Annotated in this window: 9 protein-coding genes; 1 reads left to right on the plus strand and 8 read right to left on the minus strand. The window is 63.8% G+C overall.

Annotated elements, in window-relative coordinates; all coding sequences use genetic code 11:
- The 5 genes from PKKP23_RS31390 to PKKP23_RS31410 form a co-directional block, all read right to left on the minus strand.
- Positions 1-1,531 (minus strand): ShlB/FhaC/HecB family hemolysin secretion/activation protein (locus tag PKKP23_RS31390; protein ID WP_138721046.1); only part of this gene is annotated, 1,531 nt, incomplete at its 3' end.
- A gap of 149 nt (positions 1,532-1,680) precedes the next feature.
- The gene (locus tag PKKP23_RS31395) at positions 1,681-2,226 is read right to left on the minus strand and encodes a hypothetical protein (RefSeq protein WP_126879779.1); all 546 of its coding nucleotides are present in this window, start codon (positions 2,224-2,226) and stop codon (positions 1,681-1,683) included.
- Positions 2,227-2,409: 183 nt separating this feature from the next.
- On the minus strand, positions 2,410-2,760 hold the full coding sequence (locus PKKP23_RS31400; protein ID WP_126879780.1) for an immunity 8 family protein: 351 nt from the start codon (positions 2,758-2,760) through the stop codon (positions 2,410-2,412).
- The gene (locus PKKP23_RS31405; RefSeq protein ID WP_126879781.1) at positions 2,757-11,807 is read right to left on the minus strand and encodes a hemagglutinin repeat-containing protein; all 9,051 of its coding nucleotides are present in this window, start codon (positions 11,805-11,807) and stop codon (positions 2,757-2,759) included. Before PKKP23_RS31405 ends, PKKP23_RS31400 begins: the two co-directional genes overlap by 4 nt.
- A 589-nt stretch (positions 11,808-12,396) precedes the next feature.
- On the minus strand, positions 12,397-12,924 hold the full coding sequence (locus PKKP23_RS31410) for a restriction endonuclease subunit S domain-containing protein (RefSeq protein ID WP_126879782.1): 528 nt from the start codon (positions 12,922-12,924) through the stop codon (positions 12,397-12,399).
- Positions 12,925-14,000: 1,076 nt separating this feature from the next.
- On the opposite strand from PKKP23_RS31410, the gene PKKP23_RS31415 reads away from it, so the two are divergent.
- The gene (locus PKKP23_RS31415) at positions 14,001-14,750 is read left to right on the plus strand and encodes a replication initiation protein (RefSeq protein ID WP_199545179.1); all 750 of its coding nucleotides are present in this window, start codon (positions 14,001-14,003) and stop codon (positions 14,748-14,750) included.
- Positions 14,751-14,790: 40 nt separating this feature from the next.
- Here the strand turns inward: PKKP23_RS31415 and PKKP23_RS35100 are convergent, their stop codons facing one another.
- The 3 genes from PKKP23_RS35100 to PKKP23_RS31430 all read right to left on the minus strand — a co-directional run bounded on the left by PKKP23_RS35100 (position 14,791) and on the right by PKKP23_RS31430 (position 16,800).
- A complete protein-coding gene (locus PKKP23_RS35100; RefSeq protein ID WP_126879783.1) occupies positions 14,791-15,033 on the minus strand; it encodes a ribbon-helix-helix protein in 243 nt (80 codons plus the stop codon).
- A 22-nt stretch (positions 15,034-15,055) separates the two neighbouring features.
- Positions 15,056-15,709 carry a division plane positioning ATPase MipZ gene (locus PKKP23_RS31425; RefSeq protein ID WP_126879784.1) on the minus strand — a complete coding sequence of 218 codons (654 nt, stop codon included), beginning with the start codon at positions 15,707-15,709 and terminating at the stop codon, positions 15,056-15,058.
- Positions 15,710-15,909: 200 nt separating this feature from the next.
- A complete protein-coding gene (locus PKKP23_RS31430) occupies positions 15,910-16,800 on the minus strand; it encodes an integrase domain-containing protein (protein ID WP_126879785.1) in 891 nt (296 codons plus the stop codon).
- Positions 16,801-17,652 lie beyond the last annotated feature (852 nt).

A 17,652-nucleotide genomic window follows, 5' to 3' on the forward strand; every position in this document is an offset into this window, starting at 1 on the left:
CGGCGTAGACGCTCTGCCCTGTCTGCCCGATGGGCGCCTGCAGCTCGTTGCGCCAGTAGAAGCCACGCTCGGCCGCGAGCATCGTCTCGCCGTCGAAGCCACGCACCGTGTAGCGGCTGCCGATGGTGAGATCGTCGATGTAGAACAGCGTGTTGTTGGTGAACTGCCCGTGCAGCGTCGTCACGTAGCGCAGGTTCTGGCCCGCCACCGAGAACGGCACCGAGAGGTTCGCGTCGAGCACCGCCATGTGGAAACGGTACGTGGGACCACCGTCCTGTGACGTATCCGGCGTCGCGCCGAGCCAGCCGATGCCCTGCCGGTACGCGAGCGTGCCGTCGAACTGCGCAGTGCCAAAGTAGTGCCGGTCCGTCACACCCGCCTCGATGAACGTGTTGTCGCGGCGCTGCGAGGGAATCTCGGTGTCGTCGATGAAGTTCGCGCCCCAGCGCTTCGTCAGCTGGAACTCCACGCCGGACACATCGTTCTGGCTACGCCTGATGACGCGCTGCAGCTTCAGGCCAAGCGTCTGGGCGTTGCCGCTCGACACGAAGGTCTGGTTCACCCCCGCAATGGGCTGGTAGTACGTGTTCGTGTTGCCCGAGACCGTCGCGGTCCAGTAGCCCCACGGCACCGAGTAGAAGCTGTTGAAGCCGTGCGAGCCCAGGCGTCTGTCGCCGAACTCCAGGTCCTGGCTCGCGCCGATGTTGAACAGGTCGTTCAGCCCCAGCGGGTTGTCGATGCCAAGCGACAGGTTGCCCTGCAGCTTCCCTGTCGCCCGCGTGCCGGAGTTGTCGACCGAGGCGACCACCGTCCATGGCTTCGCGCGCTTCACGCTGATGACCACATCGCTCTCCCCGGGCACGTCCGTCGGCTCAACCTGCATGTTGACGTCCTGGCTCGGTACGCGCTTCATCTGCTCGAGGCCCTGTTCGAGGTCGCGCAGGTTCAGCAGGTCGCCGCCGCGTGCGGGAAACGCGGACTTCCATGTACCGCGCATGGCCGGATCGGCGAAGCGCAGTTCGCGGATCACACCCGGCACAAGCGACAGGCGCAGCGTGCCGGTCGACAGGTCCTGTTCAGGGACGAGCAGGCGCGTGGTGACGTAGCCACGGCTGAGGATCAGCTGCGACAGGCCCTTCACGATCAGCTCGACGCCCTGTTTGCCGATGCACTGGCCGCTGTAGTGTTCCAGCCATTCGCGTGCGAAAGCGAAGCGGTCCATCGGAAGCGCTGAGGCACCCTGCGCGCGCACGGCGTCGGGCAGCGTGGCGGGCACATCGAGCGCGAACGTATCGATGCGGAAGCACGGCTCTTCCTTCGGCAAATCGGGCCACGCGCCTGCGGCCGGCGCGGTGGAACGCACCGCGGGCGCATTGACCGTCCGCTCGCGCTGCTGGGCCTCGCGCTGCTGTTCGATGAGCTGCTGTTGCTGGGCCGAGCCGCGCGCCGCGTTGGCGACATCAGGCGGCGTTGGCGCGGTCTGGGCCAATGCCTCGGTGCCCAAGAGAAAGGAACTGGCGAGCGCTGCGATGGCGAGTGGTACGGACAGGTTGTTATGGGTCTTCACAGGCTGCATCTTCCTGGCGATTTATTCTTTCAAGGAACGTCGGGTACGGTTGGGACGCACGAGTCGGGATGGCTAACCGGACCGTGCTTTGGGACCGCGGCCAGGCAACGGAATCAGGGGCAAAGCGGCGCGGGTTGGACCGTCATCCGCTCCGTCTGTACCCGGCTGTCATCCGCCCTCAGCCGTCGAACGACCAGACCAAGGCCGCCGTTCTCGCCATCCGCGAATGCCTCGTAGTCCGCTCCCGGCTGCGGTACGAAGGTTCCGGTTGCATGCCGGCGGGCCTGGGTAATGACAAAGCCGCCGTTCTGCGACCAGCCTCCGGTATCGAGCGTGATTGTCAACGGCTGGTTCGCCTTGATGACGTACTCGTCGTAGTACCGGTAGGCGTCTTCTGGCACCGGCATACCTGTCGTGGTATTGGCAAGGTGAAACATGCGAGGTTTGGCCACGGCGATTCCGCCACCAGCGCCGTACCCATACGAGGCGTTCCGCGGTTCGCATGCCGCATTGAAGTAAAAGTGGGTGGAAACGCCGAAGTAAACCCGAATCCTTGCATCGATGGTCCGATCATAGATTTCGTTCTGCGAAGAGGGCTGATGAGCACAACCCATCAACGAAATGCAGAAGGAGGCCGCGAGGATTGCTCGCCTGTTCATGTATGTCCCTTCTGGGGGCACGCCAGACCTCGATGTCGCACCTCTGATTGACCCAAACAGATCCGGCCGGCGCCAGGGGGTAAAGAACCATCCGTACCTGCGAAACAATGCGTCAGATCGCTGACGCCCGTGGCTAGGTCCGTATCCACCTCGCCGTGCTGGCTGAGAACGAGGTAGAGAAATTCACGGCTTATAGTCCTCGAATTCCCACTCCATTACCCTGGCAAGCTTGTTCGCCAGCCTTGGCCAGTCGGGTTCTTCTAGCGAAGAGATGTACCGATCCACGTAATCGATAATCGCTTGAGGATTGTAGGCGTGGACGACCAGCACGTGCCGTCCCCAAGACATTGGCGCCACATTTTCCTTGAGCCAGTCAGGTGTGCATACTCTGAGCCTAAAAAGATCCCCCCCGTTTCCACCGAGTTTTCCCACGGTGAAATTCATCCACACGTTGAAGCGGCCGGGGTCATTTGGAACATACTCAAAAACCCCAACATCGGAGCCAAGATCAACCGATTTAAGCTTTGCTTTCATTGATGGATATTCAAGTGGCCATTGCTGGTCATTTGCCCATTTTGAAATTGTTGAAAATTAGCCTGGACGCCTGTTATGGCAAACGCAGAATCCTTTTCTTGAGGCGGTCTATATGTTCTGGAGCCATCAGCACTAACCAAGCCACCCGGGACGCCGGTCATAGGGCGCGCTCCGTCACCAACCCAGATTTTTCCAAGGCGGTCTGCGTCCTGCGCTGTCCCAGTCCCAATTGAAAAGTTGAGGTTGCCGGTACCGTCGCCGCTAACGGCCTTTGCCAAACGTGCATCTTGCGCGGCTATAGCGTCTAGATCGCTCTGATTCAGCTGACTACGCAGGCCTGCTGCCGTAGCGGAGTTCGCCTGTCCCCCCGAGGTTTGATAGGCTGTACGGCTGCCCGTCGTCCCCGGCAACTCCGGTCCCGATCCACTTCCTCCTGCCCTGACAGACGAATTTCCACCGCCGCTGAACGCCATCGACCCGATCGCGGCCAGCATGAACTGCCTGGACCCCACGATTTCCTGCGGCGTCATGAGGTTCTCGGCCGCCGCACGCTCAACAACCGCCATCCACAGCGACGTGACGTTGAGTGACTCCTGGTTCGACAGGTTACCCGACGACGTTACGTCGCTCAACGCGGCCAGCGCCACATCGATATCCTTGCGCGTTATCGCGCCGCGAGGTTTCCGCAGGATATCGCCGACAGTAGTGGAGGCGGTCTTGACACGCTCGGTGGTGCCCTTCACAAAACTGGCCGCGTTATTTTCGGTTTCGATCAATGCAGCAACAGTCGCGGCTGCGGCGTTCCCACCCACGGCAGAAGTTGCGCCCGCCACGATACTGGCCACAATGTTTTCGCGGGCCTGCTTCTGGTCCGCCGACAACGTGGAGGCCTGCTCTCCATTAAGCCCGTCGAGCAGGTTGTTTAGCACGACGCTCGCCGCGGCGCCCGCGGCGCCCGCACCGCAACTCTTGCTCTGGGCCGCAGCGCCGGCACACGCAACAAGCCCCTGCAACGCGGCTCGCGCTGCTTCGTTGTCCAGCATGTCGGCGATGCCTTTCACCTCCTGGGTCGCGAGGCTCTGCAGGTAATACGCTGCTGCGCTCTGTATCATGGCGCCCGTCGACCCCGTCACGTTGCCTGCCGCCGCGCCCATGATGGCGGTCAGCACCATGCGGCCTGTACCACCCATCTCCCACGTCGCGTTGTCTTGCAGCGTCTGCGTGAGCTGCTCGATTCTGGCCGTGTCCTGCTCGTCCGCGGGCTTCGCCTTCTCCGCATCAAGGGCCTTCTGCGCAGCAGCGGACTCCTTCATGCGGTTATCGACAAACGTCCCCGCCTGATTGATGAACTGGCTCGTGATGTCGAAGCCGGTCTGGATCTTGTCCTTATCGAAGATCGGCGCGAGCGTGCCGCCCGCATTCGACGTATCGCGGTTGATGCTGGCCACCGCTTCGGCCGCCGTCTGGCCGGTCAGCTGCTGCTGTTGAGCGCTGTCGGTGATCGTGAGGGTGCCGCCGCTGATCCCGCTCTTCGTTGTCGAACTCGCATCGCCTGACGCACTGAGCGCGACCGGTGGCGTCGCCGAGAAGCCCTTGTACGTCGGCTGCTGCGTGCCATTGATCGGGTTCACGTTCGTCGCGGTGCCTTTCTGGTCCTTGCCGACCCCGCTGTCCGGCTTCGTGCTGCCGCCAAACGAGTAGCCCCCGCCGATGCCGACCTGCTGCGCGCTGTATTCCGCATGGTTCGCGATGTCGCTGTGCGTGAGCGTCGCCGTGGTGAGACTGTTGAGCCCATCCTGTACGGCCTTGTCGCTGCTTGCGATCACCGCACCCTTGAGATCGGTGTTGCCCTTCACATCGACCTGGAAACCGCCATCGCCCGCCTTGATGCCCGACTGTTCCGTCACGCTCGCGAAGTCGCTGTTGGTCCTGTTCTGGCTGAAGTTCGCGGCAACGCTCGACGAGCCGTAGCAGATGGGCGGCACGCAAACGCTCACCGACACACCGCCGCTCTGCTGCTTCGCATCGTAGTGGGTGACGTCCTGCAGGCTCTGGATGTTGAGATTGCCACCGACATCCGCGATCACCTGCTGGCCCGAAGCGACCGCACCCTTCAGGTTCGTGTCGCCACCGGATTTGAGCGTCAGCGCATTGCCAGCATCGAGATGCGTGTTGGTCCACGTGGAGTCCGTGCCGTCCGCGTGTCCCTTCGTACCTGACCCCCCCAGTTGGAACGAGATGCCGTTCTGCTGGCCGAACCCGAACGTGACACCCACGCTCGCATTTGACCCGCTGTTGGTGCTGTGCTGGCTCGTCGTGTTCTGCGCTGCCTGCAGGTCGATGTTGCCCTCGGCGTTCAGCGCTGCGTTACGGCCCGCGCTGATGGAGCTGCCGGTGACGTCGATGTTGCTGCCGGCGCCCGCGCCTGCGGCCGCGATGTTGACGTCCCGGCCGGCGGACACCGTGCTGCCCACCGCCGTGCTGGACGCGGCCGTCGAGTTGCTGTTGCTGTGGCTCGACCCCAGCGACACGCTGATGCCAATCCCGCCTGCGTGCGTGGGGTCGCTCATCACGGCGTCGTAGCCGTTCTTTGCCGCGAGGCCGGTAGTCGCCGCGGCCAGTGCATCCAGACGGGCATCGCCCTTCGTGTGTTTCACATCCTTCGCCATCTGCACGCCGGTCTGCACCGCCGCGAGGACCGGGCTGCTGATCCCGGCGGAGATCGCCGTCTGGCTGAACGACTGCTGTTCGTTCTGTGTGGCCGTATCCCGTGCGGCGTCGATGGTGACGCTCCTGCCGGCAACGTTGAGGTCGTTGCCGGCATGGATCGTACTGCCCGTCACATGCACGTCGTTGCCCGACGTCACCGTGAGATTGCCGTTGACCGAGCCGACCATGCTGCCGGTATTCGTGACCTGCATGGCCTGCTGGGCGTCGGTCGTCTTGCGCACGCCAACGGTATAGCCCTGCAGTCCGCCGTCGAGCTGGTTAAGCGGATTCAGGCCGGACAGGAAGCCGTACTCGCGCTTCTGGTAGTCGCTCTGTGCGCTGTACGTATCTTGCGACGTCGTGATGTTGACATTGCCCACCGCGCCAAGCTTCACGTCGTTCGTCCCGACCACATTGCTGCCCTGGACAGTCAGGTCCCTGCCGGACTGGACCTGCACCGTGTCGCCAGAGACCGTGCTCGCCACGCCGACGTTGGACTGCGAAGCCTGCATCGTGTTCGTCGTCGACCCGTTCACGAAGCTGCCGCGCTTCGACTGCACGGCGGTGTAGCTGTCGTGCTCCTCGCGGCCTTCGTTGATCGTGACGTTGCCATTGCCCGCGATCGTCGCGGCGCCCGGCGTCTGGGCATTCGCGCCGGACGTGACCGACGAGCCGGTCAGCGTGACGTTGCCCTTGCCGTCGGTGCGCGCGTTGCCGCCCGCTTCGGAATTGACCGCCGCAAGCGTCGCATTGCGGCCAGCCGAGAAGGTCGTGCCGACGGCGGTCTCGTCGTATGTGCGGTCAACCTCCTGCCGCGTTTTGCTGTCGGTCGCCACGTTGTTGTATTTCGCGGTGTCCGTCACCGTCGTGGCGCTCAGGTTGCCGCCCGCCACGACGGCCAGATCGGTTCCGGCCGAGACCGCGGCGCCCTTGAACGTCGTGTCGTTGCCGCTCTGCATCACGAGGCTGCCGCCCGACGAGATCGCGCTGCCCTCATGCGTCGTGCTGTCCGCTTCCCAGTGATGCTGGCCGTTCTTCGTCACCGACTGCGAGGTGGTGGACTGCACGGTATCGACCGTGATGTCGCGGCCGGCCGTGATCTGCCCGTCGCCGCCGGCGGAGATGACCGCGCCGTGCACCGTCAGGTCGCGGCCCACCGACACCATGAGGTCGCCCGTCGAGGCAATCGTGCCCTGGGCTCCAAGGAGTGTCGTATTGACCTTGCTGTCGCCCGACGCCGCACTTACCCCAACTCCGTCGACCAGTGTCGTGTTGATGATGTCGCGGCCCGCCAGCACCGCCACGCGGTTACCCGTGATCTGCCCCGAGGCATTGACGACGTCGTTGGTGGCCGACACGACGGTGGTGCCGGCCGTACCGCTGCTGCCGATTGCGCCACCCCGGTTCAGGATGTCGGTGGCCGCCACCATGGTCTGCGTGCCGCCCCTGATCACGCCCGAATTGACCGCACTGCCCGTCGCGTGGATCTCCACGTCGTCGGCCGCGATGAGCGCGCCCGTCGACAGCAGGTCGTTCGCGTGTGTATGCGCAAGGTACACAACGGGCGCCAGCACGGTCTGTGTGGTGCCGTCCAGCAGCGTCACCGTCTGGTTCACGAGCCACACGATGTCGCTTGTGAGCGCGTCCATCTGCGAAGCCGTGAGGGCAATGCCCGGTTCGAGATCGAACTGCTTCGCCGCGTTCACGCCCGAGGCCATCAGCGCGCGGTACTCGTCCTCGTTGTTCGTGTAGCCCTGCAGATAGACGCGGCCGGTCAACTGCGTGATCTGGCCACGCACGACCTGCTCCTCGTACAGCCCGTCGCCGAGCCGCTTTGGCGTGGTCTGCGGATTCAGTCCAAGCTGCCGGAGCATGTAGTCGCTGGAGATGAAGCTTGTATAGCTCGTCAGCCGCGGATCGGTCACGACCAGGTACGGCTGGCCCGGCGCGGACCGGAACGAGTACAGGCCGCTCACGGGAAGCCGGATGTTCAGCGAGCCGTTGCTGCCCGCGACGGTCTGCGGCGCGTTCGCCGCTCCGACGGCCTGCCTGCCGGTGGTGGAGACGCCCGACGACGCCTGGTTCGCGCCGAGCGTCGCGCCCGTCGCACCGGTGGACGAATTCGCCGCGGCGACGTTCGTGTTGTTCACGTTCGTCGCATTGATCTGCACGGCGTTGTTCGCGACGATCGTGCCGCCCGTGCCGCCGATGGCGACCGGGGCAAGCACCACGGGCGATTCCACCACGGTGCCGACGTCGCGTGTGATGTCCTCGTTCCACGCATACGTGGAGACGATGTTCTGCGTCTGGTACTGGTACAGCGTCTGGCCCGTGTTGTTCACCTGTGTGCCGCCGTAGCTGCCGCTGCCGACGGCGCCACCCTGCTGTGAACTGCCGATCCGGATCGAGCCACCCGCCGCAATCGCGCTGTAGCTGTTGTTGATCGTGCCGACATTAGCCAGGATCATGTTGCTGCCGGAGAGCAGCTGTGCCTGCGGGGCCTGCGCCACTACCTGGTCCTGCTGCGTCGTGGTGGTGGTGTCGCGTGCGATTTCGACACGCTGGTAGCCGTTGTGGGCATCGCTGCGCGTCGGATACTCGGTCGACGGCAGATAGTTGATGTTCGGGTTATAGGCGTCCCAGTAGGTCAGCGTGACGGTGCCACCACTGTTCGTCATCGCGCTGTAGTAGATGGTCTGCTGCTGGCCGTTGACGTTCAGGACGATTAGGTTCTGGGACGGGTCCTGCGAGACGATGGACGATGCGGGGAACGAGTCGGTGCGCTGCGCCTTGTAGCCGTAGTCCCACACGGCCTGGGTACAGGACGAATGTCCGTCGGCGTTCCCGGTTGCACATGCGACGTACTTGCTACGCTTGGTCTGGTGAACCGTATCCGTGCCCGTCGTCACTGTCTGCACCGTGGGCGCCGGACGCGAATTCGTGAGCGTCTGCGCGGCGATTTCGAGCGTGCCCTGAGCCTCGATGGTCGACTGGTCGTTGGTGACCGAGCCCGTGCGGTTCGCGAGCAGGCCCCCCGCGTCGCGCGCGCCGTTCGCGGCGATGTTGATGTCACCCAGACTGAAGATGCTGGCGCCGCCCGTATTGGAGAGCGAATTCGCGGCGTACAGGTTGAGCTGCGAAGCAGCCGCGATGGCGGCCGCGGCGCCGCTGTTCGTGATTGTGCCCGCGTTGATCGTCACGTTGTTGCCGACCACGGTGCCCGTGTTGCCGAACGAGGCGCTGGTCGTGCTGACCGCATCGCCCTCGAGGCGGCCCTCGTTGGTGATCGCATTGGCTGCGTTGACCGTCGTGCTGGCCGAGTTGAGATCGGCGCCGGCCTGGTTGTCGACGTTCGCCGCGTTGACTGTCAGCGCGTTGACGGCCGCAAGCGCCCCCTGGTTGGTAAAGCTGCCCGTCGTCGTGAACGTCAGGTCATGGTTGGCCTGGATCTGGCTTGCAGCGCCATTCGTGTAGTCGCCGTTGACCGTTACCGAACCGTCGTTGCCGGCGACGATCTTTCCGTCGCCGGTGAGCTGGCCAGCCGTGACGCTGAGGTTCTGGTCGCTGCCGATGGCGCCGCCCTGGTTCGCGAGCGTTCCGGCAGCGGTGATGGCCACGGTGCCGCCACTGCCCGTGTCGTTGCCGATGCGCCCCGACGTATCGTCAAGCGATGCCACATTCAGCGCGATCGCGCCGTTGGCATGGATGGAGCCGCCCTGGTTGCCCAGCACCGTGCCCGCCTGGTTCAGCGTCAGGTTGCGGGCCGCCGACAGTTTGCCGCCGGCGTTGTTGACTGCCTGCGTGACATCCAGAGCAAGGTCGCGACCGGCCACGATCTGCCCGCCCTGAGTGTTCGAGAGCGTCTGTCCGGATACGGTCACGTCGCCGTTGCCGCCGATCATGCCGGCGCCGGCAACGCCGCCAGCATTGCCGTTGGTAATCGACGCGGCATTGATGCCGGTGGCGCCCGTGCCGATGTTAGCTATCCTGCCGTTAGTATTGTCGAGCGACGAGCCGGAAACCTGCAGGCCCGTAGCCGCACCATTGGCCTCGATTTCGCCGCCCGTATTGGTGATGGCGCCCGTGGCGCGTACCGACACATTGCCCTTGCCCTGGACCAGACCTCCCGCATTGGCAAGTGAACTACCCGACTGCACGGTCGTGGCACCGCCCGAGACGACGGAACCGCCTGAATTGTCCACACTGCCACCGGCGACCGACACGTCGCCGTTGCCGCCGATCAGGCCGCCCTGCGTGCTGGAAAGTGCCCCGGACGCTGAAACCGTGGTTGCCTGGGTGCCGGAGTTCCTGATCGACCCGCCGCTGTTCGCAAGCGTCCCGGCCGACACGGTGAGGCCGTGGTTCGCCTCGACCGTGCCGCCCGAATTGTTCAGTACGCCCTGGGCCGTTACGCTGACATCCGTTGCGCCGACGTAGCCGCCCGCGCTGTTGTCGAGCGACGCGACGGTGAGCACGGCCTGCGACTGCGCGGCAAGCTTGCCGCCCTCGTTCGACACGGCGCCGGCGTTGATGCTGAGCGCGCCGTTAGTGGCGAGGGTGCCGCCGTTGTTCGAGAGGCTCCCGGTACCGACCGACAGCGTGCCCGTTCCCGAATCTGCAATGGTGCCGTGGTCGTTGATCAGTGTCGCCGGCGCCAGCGACAGGTCGGCGCTGTTCGTCTGCAGTGACCCGCCCGTATTGTCGAGCGTGCCCGACACGCTGATGGACGTGGGCGCGGTTCCTGTCTGCGTGATGGAGCCACCATGATTGGCGAGGTTTGTTGCGGAAACCGCAAGCTGGTTGCCGCTGATCGTTCCGTTACCGTTGTCCAGGGTGGATGCCGAAACGGCAGTCTTGCCGCTGGCCGCAAGCGTGCCGGCCTGGTTCGACAGGTTGCCCGAGGCGGTCGCTGAAAGCGAGCCGCCGGCAAGGGTTCTCGCGCCCGTGAGATTCATGTCGCCCGCACTGGCCGTGAGCGCGAGATTGCCGTTTGCCGATGTCTGGGCACCCGCGAGGTTCACACTACTACCGGAGAGCGAGGCATTGCCGCCCGCCGCGTTGTGACCGGTCGCCGAGAGCGCACCCGAAGCAGAGACGCTCAGGTCGCCCGCGTTCGCAACCGTGCCGTCGCTGTTGATGCCGGCGCCAAGCGTGCCCGTCGAAGCAACACTGCCCGCGTTGACGGTGGTGCTCTGCCGCGCGGCGAGCGTGCCGCTGTTCGTGAGGTCCGCAGCCGTGCTGGCCGACACGTTCTGCTGCGCATACGTCGTGCCGCTGTTGTCGATCCCACCCGCAGCGGAAAGCGCCATGTTGCCGCTCGCACCGGTGCGGCCCGACAGCACCAGACGCCCCTGCGTGGTGAGCGTGAGGTCACCCGCCTGCGCGGCGAGCACGCCCGCGTTCGAAACGCCGACACCGTACTCGTTGCTCGCCAGAAAGATGCGGTTGGCGTACATTCCACCGAGCTGGCTCACGTCGATGGCGCGCGTCGGAGCCGCACCAGTGCCCGCGATCGGTGTGGCCGCAAGCGTGTCGTGGTCGACGTGGCTCGCGCCGGTCACGACATTGACCGTATTGCCATAGATGGCGGCGTTCATCTGCAGGGCACGGGAGACAATGTCTACCGCATCCACGTTTGAGGCATTGAGCCCCGCGCCCTCGACGGTCACGAGGCCGCCGCGCACGTCGTAGCCGGTGAGCGCGCCATCCGCGCCGAAGGTCGGTGTGCCAGTCGTTAAAACCGCCTTCGACGTGTTGACAAAACCGGCGCCGTCCAGGATCAGGCCCGAGCTGTTGGCAATGACGACCTCTGCCCGTTGGCCCGCAATCTCAACGTACCCCCGGAGGTAGGTGGGGTTGCTGCTGTTGACCTGGTTGACGATGATCCTCGCGGACTGGCCCGGCGCATAGTTCGGATTGCCATTGATGTAGCCGGCCTGCTGGGTGTTCACCACCGAGGATGAGTTGTTCAGGATGGCGCCTGGGCGGCCCACATCGAACTGGCTGTACGTGTTCATCGACACACCAGCGCCGGACGGCCTTGCCACATTGACCTGGGGGATGCCGTTCTGGGTCTGGATGACGTGCGTGCTGGTGCCCGGCGTGGGCACGATCTGGGCGAGCGACACCGGCACCACGCCCGCGAGGATCAGTGCGCCGAACGCGGCATGGCGCATCGCGAACAGCGAAATGGCCGTGCCCACAGCGGCGTGCATGGACGGACGTCCCGCCGTCGTTTCTCCCTGACCTGCCTTGCCCGCCGACGTGGCGGTTTCCTCAACGGCGACCAGCATTCCCCGCATCCGGCTGAACACCAGCCGGTAAGTACCCTTGTTCATTCCGTGTAACCCACACCCATGCGTAATGGGCCGTAAGTTACGCAAAATGCGGATAACGCACTGTTAATTTACGTTAATTCCTCCCTGAAACAACAGATATATGCGCTTTGAATTGAATGCCAGATCATTCCGTGAGTCCGTGCGGCCGGTCGTGCTAATTTAAAAAAGCCAGTGGCTGTAGCCATGAGAAATATCCTGGCAGCCGCGCGTGGCTGCCCCGCAAACGAAGCCGCGGATCCCCGTGCGCGTGGCCGGCGGATGCTATGCTGGTCGCATGCTCACGACGGGGAAACGGCATGTCGGATATCGCGTGGCCGGTAATGGGAGTAACGGTATTCATGACCGCGATCAGCTGGTCGATGCAGCGCGGCTCGATGCGGCAGAAAGCATGGTCGGCACGCACAAGGAACGTTGCGCGGCAACCGGGCGGACTGCACTGCCCGCACTGCGGCCACGCGCTGGCCGACGCGGATTTTGCGGGGCATCGGCCGCCCGCCACGCCGCGCGAGATCCCACAGGCCTGCGCCACCACAGCGAACCATGGATGTTCACCGGTGCAGCCGGGGCCTTGCGGAGCGGACGCGGAGGGCTAGCGGGCGGAACCGCAATCCTGCAACACCTGAGCCTGAAGGCCCGCGAGCCGCATCCTGAGGGTCTCGATGTCCTGCCTCGGGGCATCGGCCAGAAGCCCCGGCGGCTGGCCGTCCTTTCGGGGACCGTCGTATATCTCCGCCATGACGAGGCGGTGGGAAGCATTCTGCAGTTCGGCGGCAACCGACTGGGCCTCACTGTTCCACTGCGCGCATCGCCCTTCGAGGGCACTGCGATCGTTCAGGCTGGTGACCAGCTGGCTGTTCTGCGCGCGTAACTGGTCGCGCTCGGTCTGCAGGGCATCGGCGCGGGCGCGCTGCGTCTGCAGTTCCTCGACGAGCCGTGCGCGCTCGGCCACGGGCATCCATCCCCACGGCTCGAAGCGGTCGGGCATGGTCTTCGCGGCGAGATACAGCAGAAAGCCGCTTGCCAGCACACCGGCCGCCACGCCCACCATGAAGGCTGCGGGTGAACGGCGGGCGACGCCGTACCCGTCGTTGAGGATTTTTTCGCGTACATCGGCCACTGCTGCCCTACCCCCGTCTGTGTTGTGTCGCGGACTGGCCCCGTGACGGGCATCGTACCCCGCCGGACGGTTCCGGGCGACAGGCGCCCGCGAACCCGAAGAATGTCCCATTTCGTGCGAAAACGGACACCCTCCGGGTGACACATGCGAGACCGCGCCAGGCCAGAAGACATGCGCCCGTGCGGCCCGCAACCCGGAAAATGTCCCAGAAGAAAGTCCACAATGAGGGCCTCATTGTGGACTGCGCGCGCCTGCGGGCCTGAAAACGTAACGTTCACTACACCGTGGCCAGCCGGGGCCGGAAAATCCGCGTGCGGCAGCGTGAAACATGCGAAGCGGAAGCGGCCCGGGGCGTTGCCGGTCAAGGGAAAGCGCGGGTCCGCCGGCAGGCAGACAATGTTTCACGCACGGGCGGCGGCCATTCTGACAAAAGCGTGGTTGGGAAAAGCGCCTCACGCCGGCCGGTGGCCTAGACCTCGCCCACTATTCCCGCCATGCGACGGGCGGCATACGGGACGTTCTGGCGCCCCTGGACGGCATAGCCAGCCCTGACGAACCCCTTTCCCTGCTGAACATTCGGGCGGTTGTGATGCGAAGAAAGGTTGGCCGGATCGGCACGACGATCGGCAGGCAGACAAGAGCCCGAAGGGCTCGCGGGCTGCCAAAGCCCGACAATGGCTCTGGAAGACCCTTCAGGGTCGCGCCAGAGCCACCCCCGGAGGGGGCGGCCCGAAGGGCCGTTGTCCGGCCCGCGCTGGCCCTGGTGAAAGGGGTTTGGTGGTGTTGGGGTGGTCAAGCCGGCAGGGCCGGCGTGAGTCCCCCGCGCCGTCTGGCGTGGGGGCTGTTTGGGTGGGAGGGGTTTTTAAATAAGTTTGTAAACCCGTTTTTAAGCGCTGGGAAGCTAGGCTGGATAAGGGTTTGCTGGCATCTATTGGGACAGAAGTCGGGTATTGGGGGCGGTTTTTCGGGTAATTGGGGCAGTTTTTCGGGTGTTATTCACATGGGACACATTGACATTGATGTCCCATTTGTGTACAAAAGGACACTCGCCTTCAAAGTCCTCGTCAGCCCGAGAAATGTCCCAAATCACGGTCCCCAGCGTAGCTGAGCAGGATAAGCAGTTGGTCGAAAGACACGTCAACATGAGCAATGTCTTGGTCAGAGCGGCGCAAGGGCTTTCGCTAGCGGAAAAGAGGATCATGTCGGCCTGTATCGCGAAGCTGGATAGCAAGCGATTGCCTGATCCCACGCGTCCGCTGGTGACGAGAATGTCGGCCTCGGAGTTTGCTGAGACGTTCGGCATCGACACTAATACCGCTTATGACGAGCTTCAGGCTGGGGCCAAGAGCTTAAGGGAGAGGTTAATTCGCTACGAAAAGCCGGGCAGGAAAGGCCCGCAGATTGTGGAAATGCGCTGGGTAGGCCGCATCACCTATGCAAAAGGTGAAGGTTGGCTAGAGCTCTCGTTTTGGCACGAGGTGGTCCCGCATCTGATTGCCTTGCGAGACCGTTTTACAAGCTACAAGCTCTCGCACGCAGCAGCGCTAAGGTCTGTGTATTCATGGCGGTTGCTGGAGCTGCTGTCGCAATTCAAAGGAACCGGACTACTTCGTATCGGCATTGACGAGTTCACCCACGCGATGGACGCACCGATAAGCTGCAGGGCGAACTTCAAGGACCTGCGGCGTCGGGTTATTGAGCCGGCAGTGCAAGAGCTCATCGAGAAGGATGGCTTTCTCATCGCCTGGGAAGCAAAGAAGTCTGGCCGAAAGGTCACAGGCTTAGAGTTCAGGTTCGACACAAACCCCCAGACGTCGTTGTTTTAACCAGAACCCGAAAAATGTCCCTTTGGGGTTCTGGCGCCCCCTATCCCAGCTCCCTTGTTATGAGACCTCGTACGAGTTCGGCGATAGTCACATCGGTTTCCACTGCCCGCATTTTCAATCTGCGGTGAAGATCTGGGTCGAGATCAAGGTTCAACCGCACGGGCTTGACGGGGCGATGTCCGGTTTGAGACTTAACCATTGCGGCCCCAGCAACGAAATCGTCCCGACTCATTGACTTATCAGGGACGGTAGGGACAGCGGGCGAAATTTTAAATTTACTCATTTACTCAACTCAAATGAATAACTCATTTACTCACTGGCGCGTCGATCTCGAAGAATTCCTGTGCGAGCAGTTGAATTTCAGCTCGGGCCTGCGAGTTCGTCATTTCGACCACCCCATGGCCGCCGAGTAATGCATCTCGGTACACCTTGCGGTCTCGGATCACTGTGTCAGCTAGTTCTAGCTGCTCAAACTGGGAAAGCAGCTCCCGAGCGTCCTCCACCTCGCGGATCGCGGGATTTGAAGGAGCCATGGAGAGAACTGCGAAAGCCTTCAGGTCCGGATTGAGGCCTCGAGCAAGGCTCACCAACTCATTGACCTTTGGCAAGGTTTCAAGATCAGCTTGACTAGCCCGTGTGGGCGTGAGAAGCAGGTTAGCCACAGCCATAGCGGAACGCATTTCCCGAGAGTCGCGGCCGCCGGCATCCACCACAATCACCTGGTAACGCTTTGACAGATCGCGGAGTGTCGCCGCGACATCGCCGGTTCGCTGTACGCACGGCACTGACGGCCGTATCCCCCCCTCTTCACGTCTTTCTATGAACCTCGCGCAGGTTGCCTGCCCATCTGTGTCGACGAGCACAACGTCAATGCCTTGGTGTGCAAGATGAACCGCAAGATTGCTTGAAATCGTCGACTTGCCGACGCCCCCCTTTTCTGCGCCAATCAGGACAATCATCGATGCCCCCTCAAATGAGTATTTGAGTAATCATACTATTTGAGTCGTTGAGTTTCAACTCTTTTGAGTTGATTTCATGATGCGAAAATCAATTGAGTTGAGTTTTTGAGTTGATTCGCTGAATTCTGACACGTAATCGTGGATGTCAGACTAACCACGATTTAGTCAGAATGGGCGGAAAGCAAGTGTATTCAGCCCACTCAGCAAAGGGCTTGCCCATAAACCTGCTCGACATACCGCCCGCGCCCATCGCCGTGGCCGAGATACGTCGATACCGCCGCGACCGCCTCACCGCGCGACAGGCCTTCGGCCTTCATCCGCAGAAGGTGTTCGACCGCATAGGTGTAACGCAGGCAGTGCGGCGCCTGCGCGCCCTCCATGCCAATCCGGCGCGTCACGTTGCTGTAGCGCTGCATGGCCGTCTTCAGGTCCGGCTTTCGCACCAGCTTTCCACCGGACCCGCGGCACATGGCACGCGCGCGGCGCACGACGTCGAGGGCGCGCGCCCGGTCCTGTGGCGGGCTGCGCCGTGTGCGGCCGCCCTTGGTGCCGTGGATCACCAGCACGAACCCGTCGCCCCCGGCGCTGGCCAGCACGCGCTCCCAGTCGGCCAGCGAATCGACGCTGCGCACGCCTTCCTGCGCGCGCAGGCCGAACTCCCGCTGCAGCTCGAGCACCATCGCCACGCCCGGATCCTTTGCGCGCGCGGCCGCCAGAAATGCCTCGAACTGCTCCGGGGCGAGCGGCGCCTTCGTACCCGCCCGGCTCGCGCCTGCGACGCCGAGCTGCGCGTTGGCCAGCCTGTCGGCAAATGCCCGGCGGCCGATGCCCTCGAGCGCTGTACGCACGTGCGCGAGGCTGTTGGCCACCGTGCGTGCCGTGCGGCCGCGCCCGCGCAGGTCGGCCACCCACGCGCGGATATGCTTTTCCCGGACCTGGCCGGTCGTGTGTATCTGGAATCCCGCGTCCCACAGGTAGCGGGCGAAGCGCGCCAGCGCCTGGTCCCGTGCCTTGCGGGTACTTCCCGCCTGCTTGCCTCGCGCCCGGCGCGCGGCGTGGTGCAGGTCCTTCGTCAGTGATACGTGCGACATGTCTTTTTCCCCATTGCCCGCGGGCAGGTCGTGGAGCCCGAACTCGTGGGTGTTTTCCGGGGCATCACGAACGGACCGGCAGGCCGGCGGAAAACGCAGGGGAGAGCACGGGCTCCGGCCTGGTGAGGTCTGGAGTGTTCTGTGGTGGCCAGCCACCACAGCCCCGGCTGCGGCGGCGCCCATGCGGGCGGCACGCCACGGCGGGGAAATCACTTCTCTCCGTCTGCGTTCGTGAGCGGGCGTGGCGACCGGCCGGGGTGCCCATGTCCCGGTCCGCGCGAAGGAAATGGACGCCGGCGGCCGGCATCGGAAGACACTCGCGGACGTTGCCCAGGCACCCGGAACGGGTGGTGGCGATCGCGCGGGGGAGAGGCGCCGCGTGTGGTGGCGGCTGCGTCCGTCGTGACGGGCAGGGGCGGCGGCGGATCTCCGGCCGCTATCGCCTGGTGAAGGGAAGGGCGGGCAGATGCCAGCGGGGCACGGAAAAGGTGCGGCGCCCGTCGTGACCGGTCACGCCAGCAGGTATGAAAGGAAAAGGTCCACGAAACCGGAGTCCGGCGACGGATCAACAGCAGGCAGGGAAAGAAGCGGCAGAAACACGCGCGCGGGGCAGAAAAGCCGTGCTACGGCACGGGTTCAGGAGAGGGACGCGACACACGGCACCGGTAGGCGGATTTCGGGTGTCGGTTTCAGTCGATGCGCAAAAAGCGCGGGAAGTGGCGACAGGTTAATGGCTCCCTCGTGGTCACGCAAGAGAAAAGCCGTATGGCGCCGTGTCCGGAGCGAAAGCTGCATAAAAACCCCCACCATTCCGGGAAAAGCCGTTCAGGCGCCTGCACGGCAGGCCGGCCG

Origin of the sequence: Paraburkholderia kururiensis JCM 10599 = LMG 19447 (genome assembly GCF_003986935.1) — a bacterium.
In the GTDB taxonomy this organism is placed as follows: Bacteria; Pseudomonadota; Gammaproteobacteria; order Burkholderiales; family Burkholderiaceae; genus Paraburkholderia; species Paraburkholderia kururiensis.

What these genes read in the sequence shown, in the direction of transcription:
- PKKP23_RS31395 (WP_126879779.1), bottom strand. Translation starts at nt 2,226, where the DNA reads ATGAACAGGCGAGCAATCCTCGCGGCCTCCTTCTGCATTTCGTTGATG.
- PKKP23_RS31400 (WP_126879780.1), bottom strand. Translation starts at nt 2,760, where the DNA reads ATGAAAGCAAAGCTTAAATCGGTTGATCTTGGCTCCGATGTTGGGGTT.
- PKKP23_RS31405 (WP_126879781.1), bottom strand. Translation starts at nt 11,807, where the DNA reads ATGAACAAGGGTACTTACCGGCTGGTGTTCAGCCGGATGCGGGGAATG.
- PKKP23_RS31415 (WP_199545179.1), top strand. Translation starts at nt 14,001, where the DNA reads ATGTCCCAAATCACGGTCCCCAGCGTAGCTGAGCAGGATAAGCAGTTG.
- PKKP23_RS35100 (WP_126879783.1), bottom strand. Translation starts at nt 15,033, where the DNA reads ATGAGTAAATTTAAAATTTCGCCCGCTGTCCCTACCGTCCCTGATAAG.
- PKKP23_RS31425 (WP_126879784.1), bottom strand. Translation starts at nt 15,709, where the DNA reads ATGATTGTCCTGATTGGCGCAGAAAAGGGGGGCGTCGGCAAGTCGACG.
- PKKP23_RS31430 (WP_126879785.1), bottom strand. Translation starts at nt 16,800, where the DNA reads ATGTCGCACGTATCACTGACGAAGGACCTGCACCACGCCGCGCGCCGG.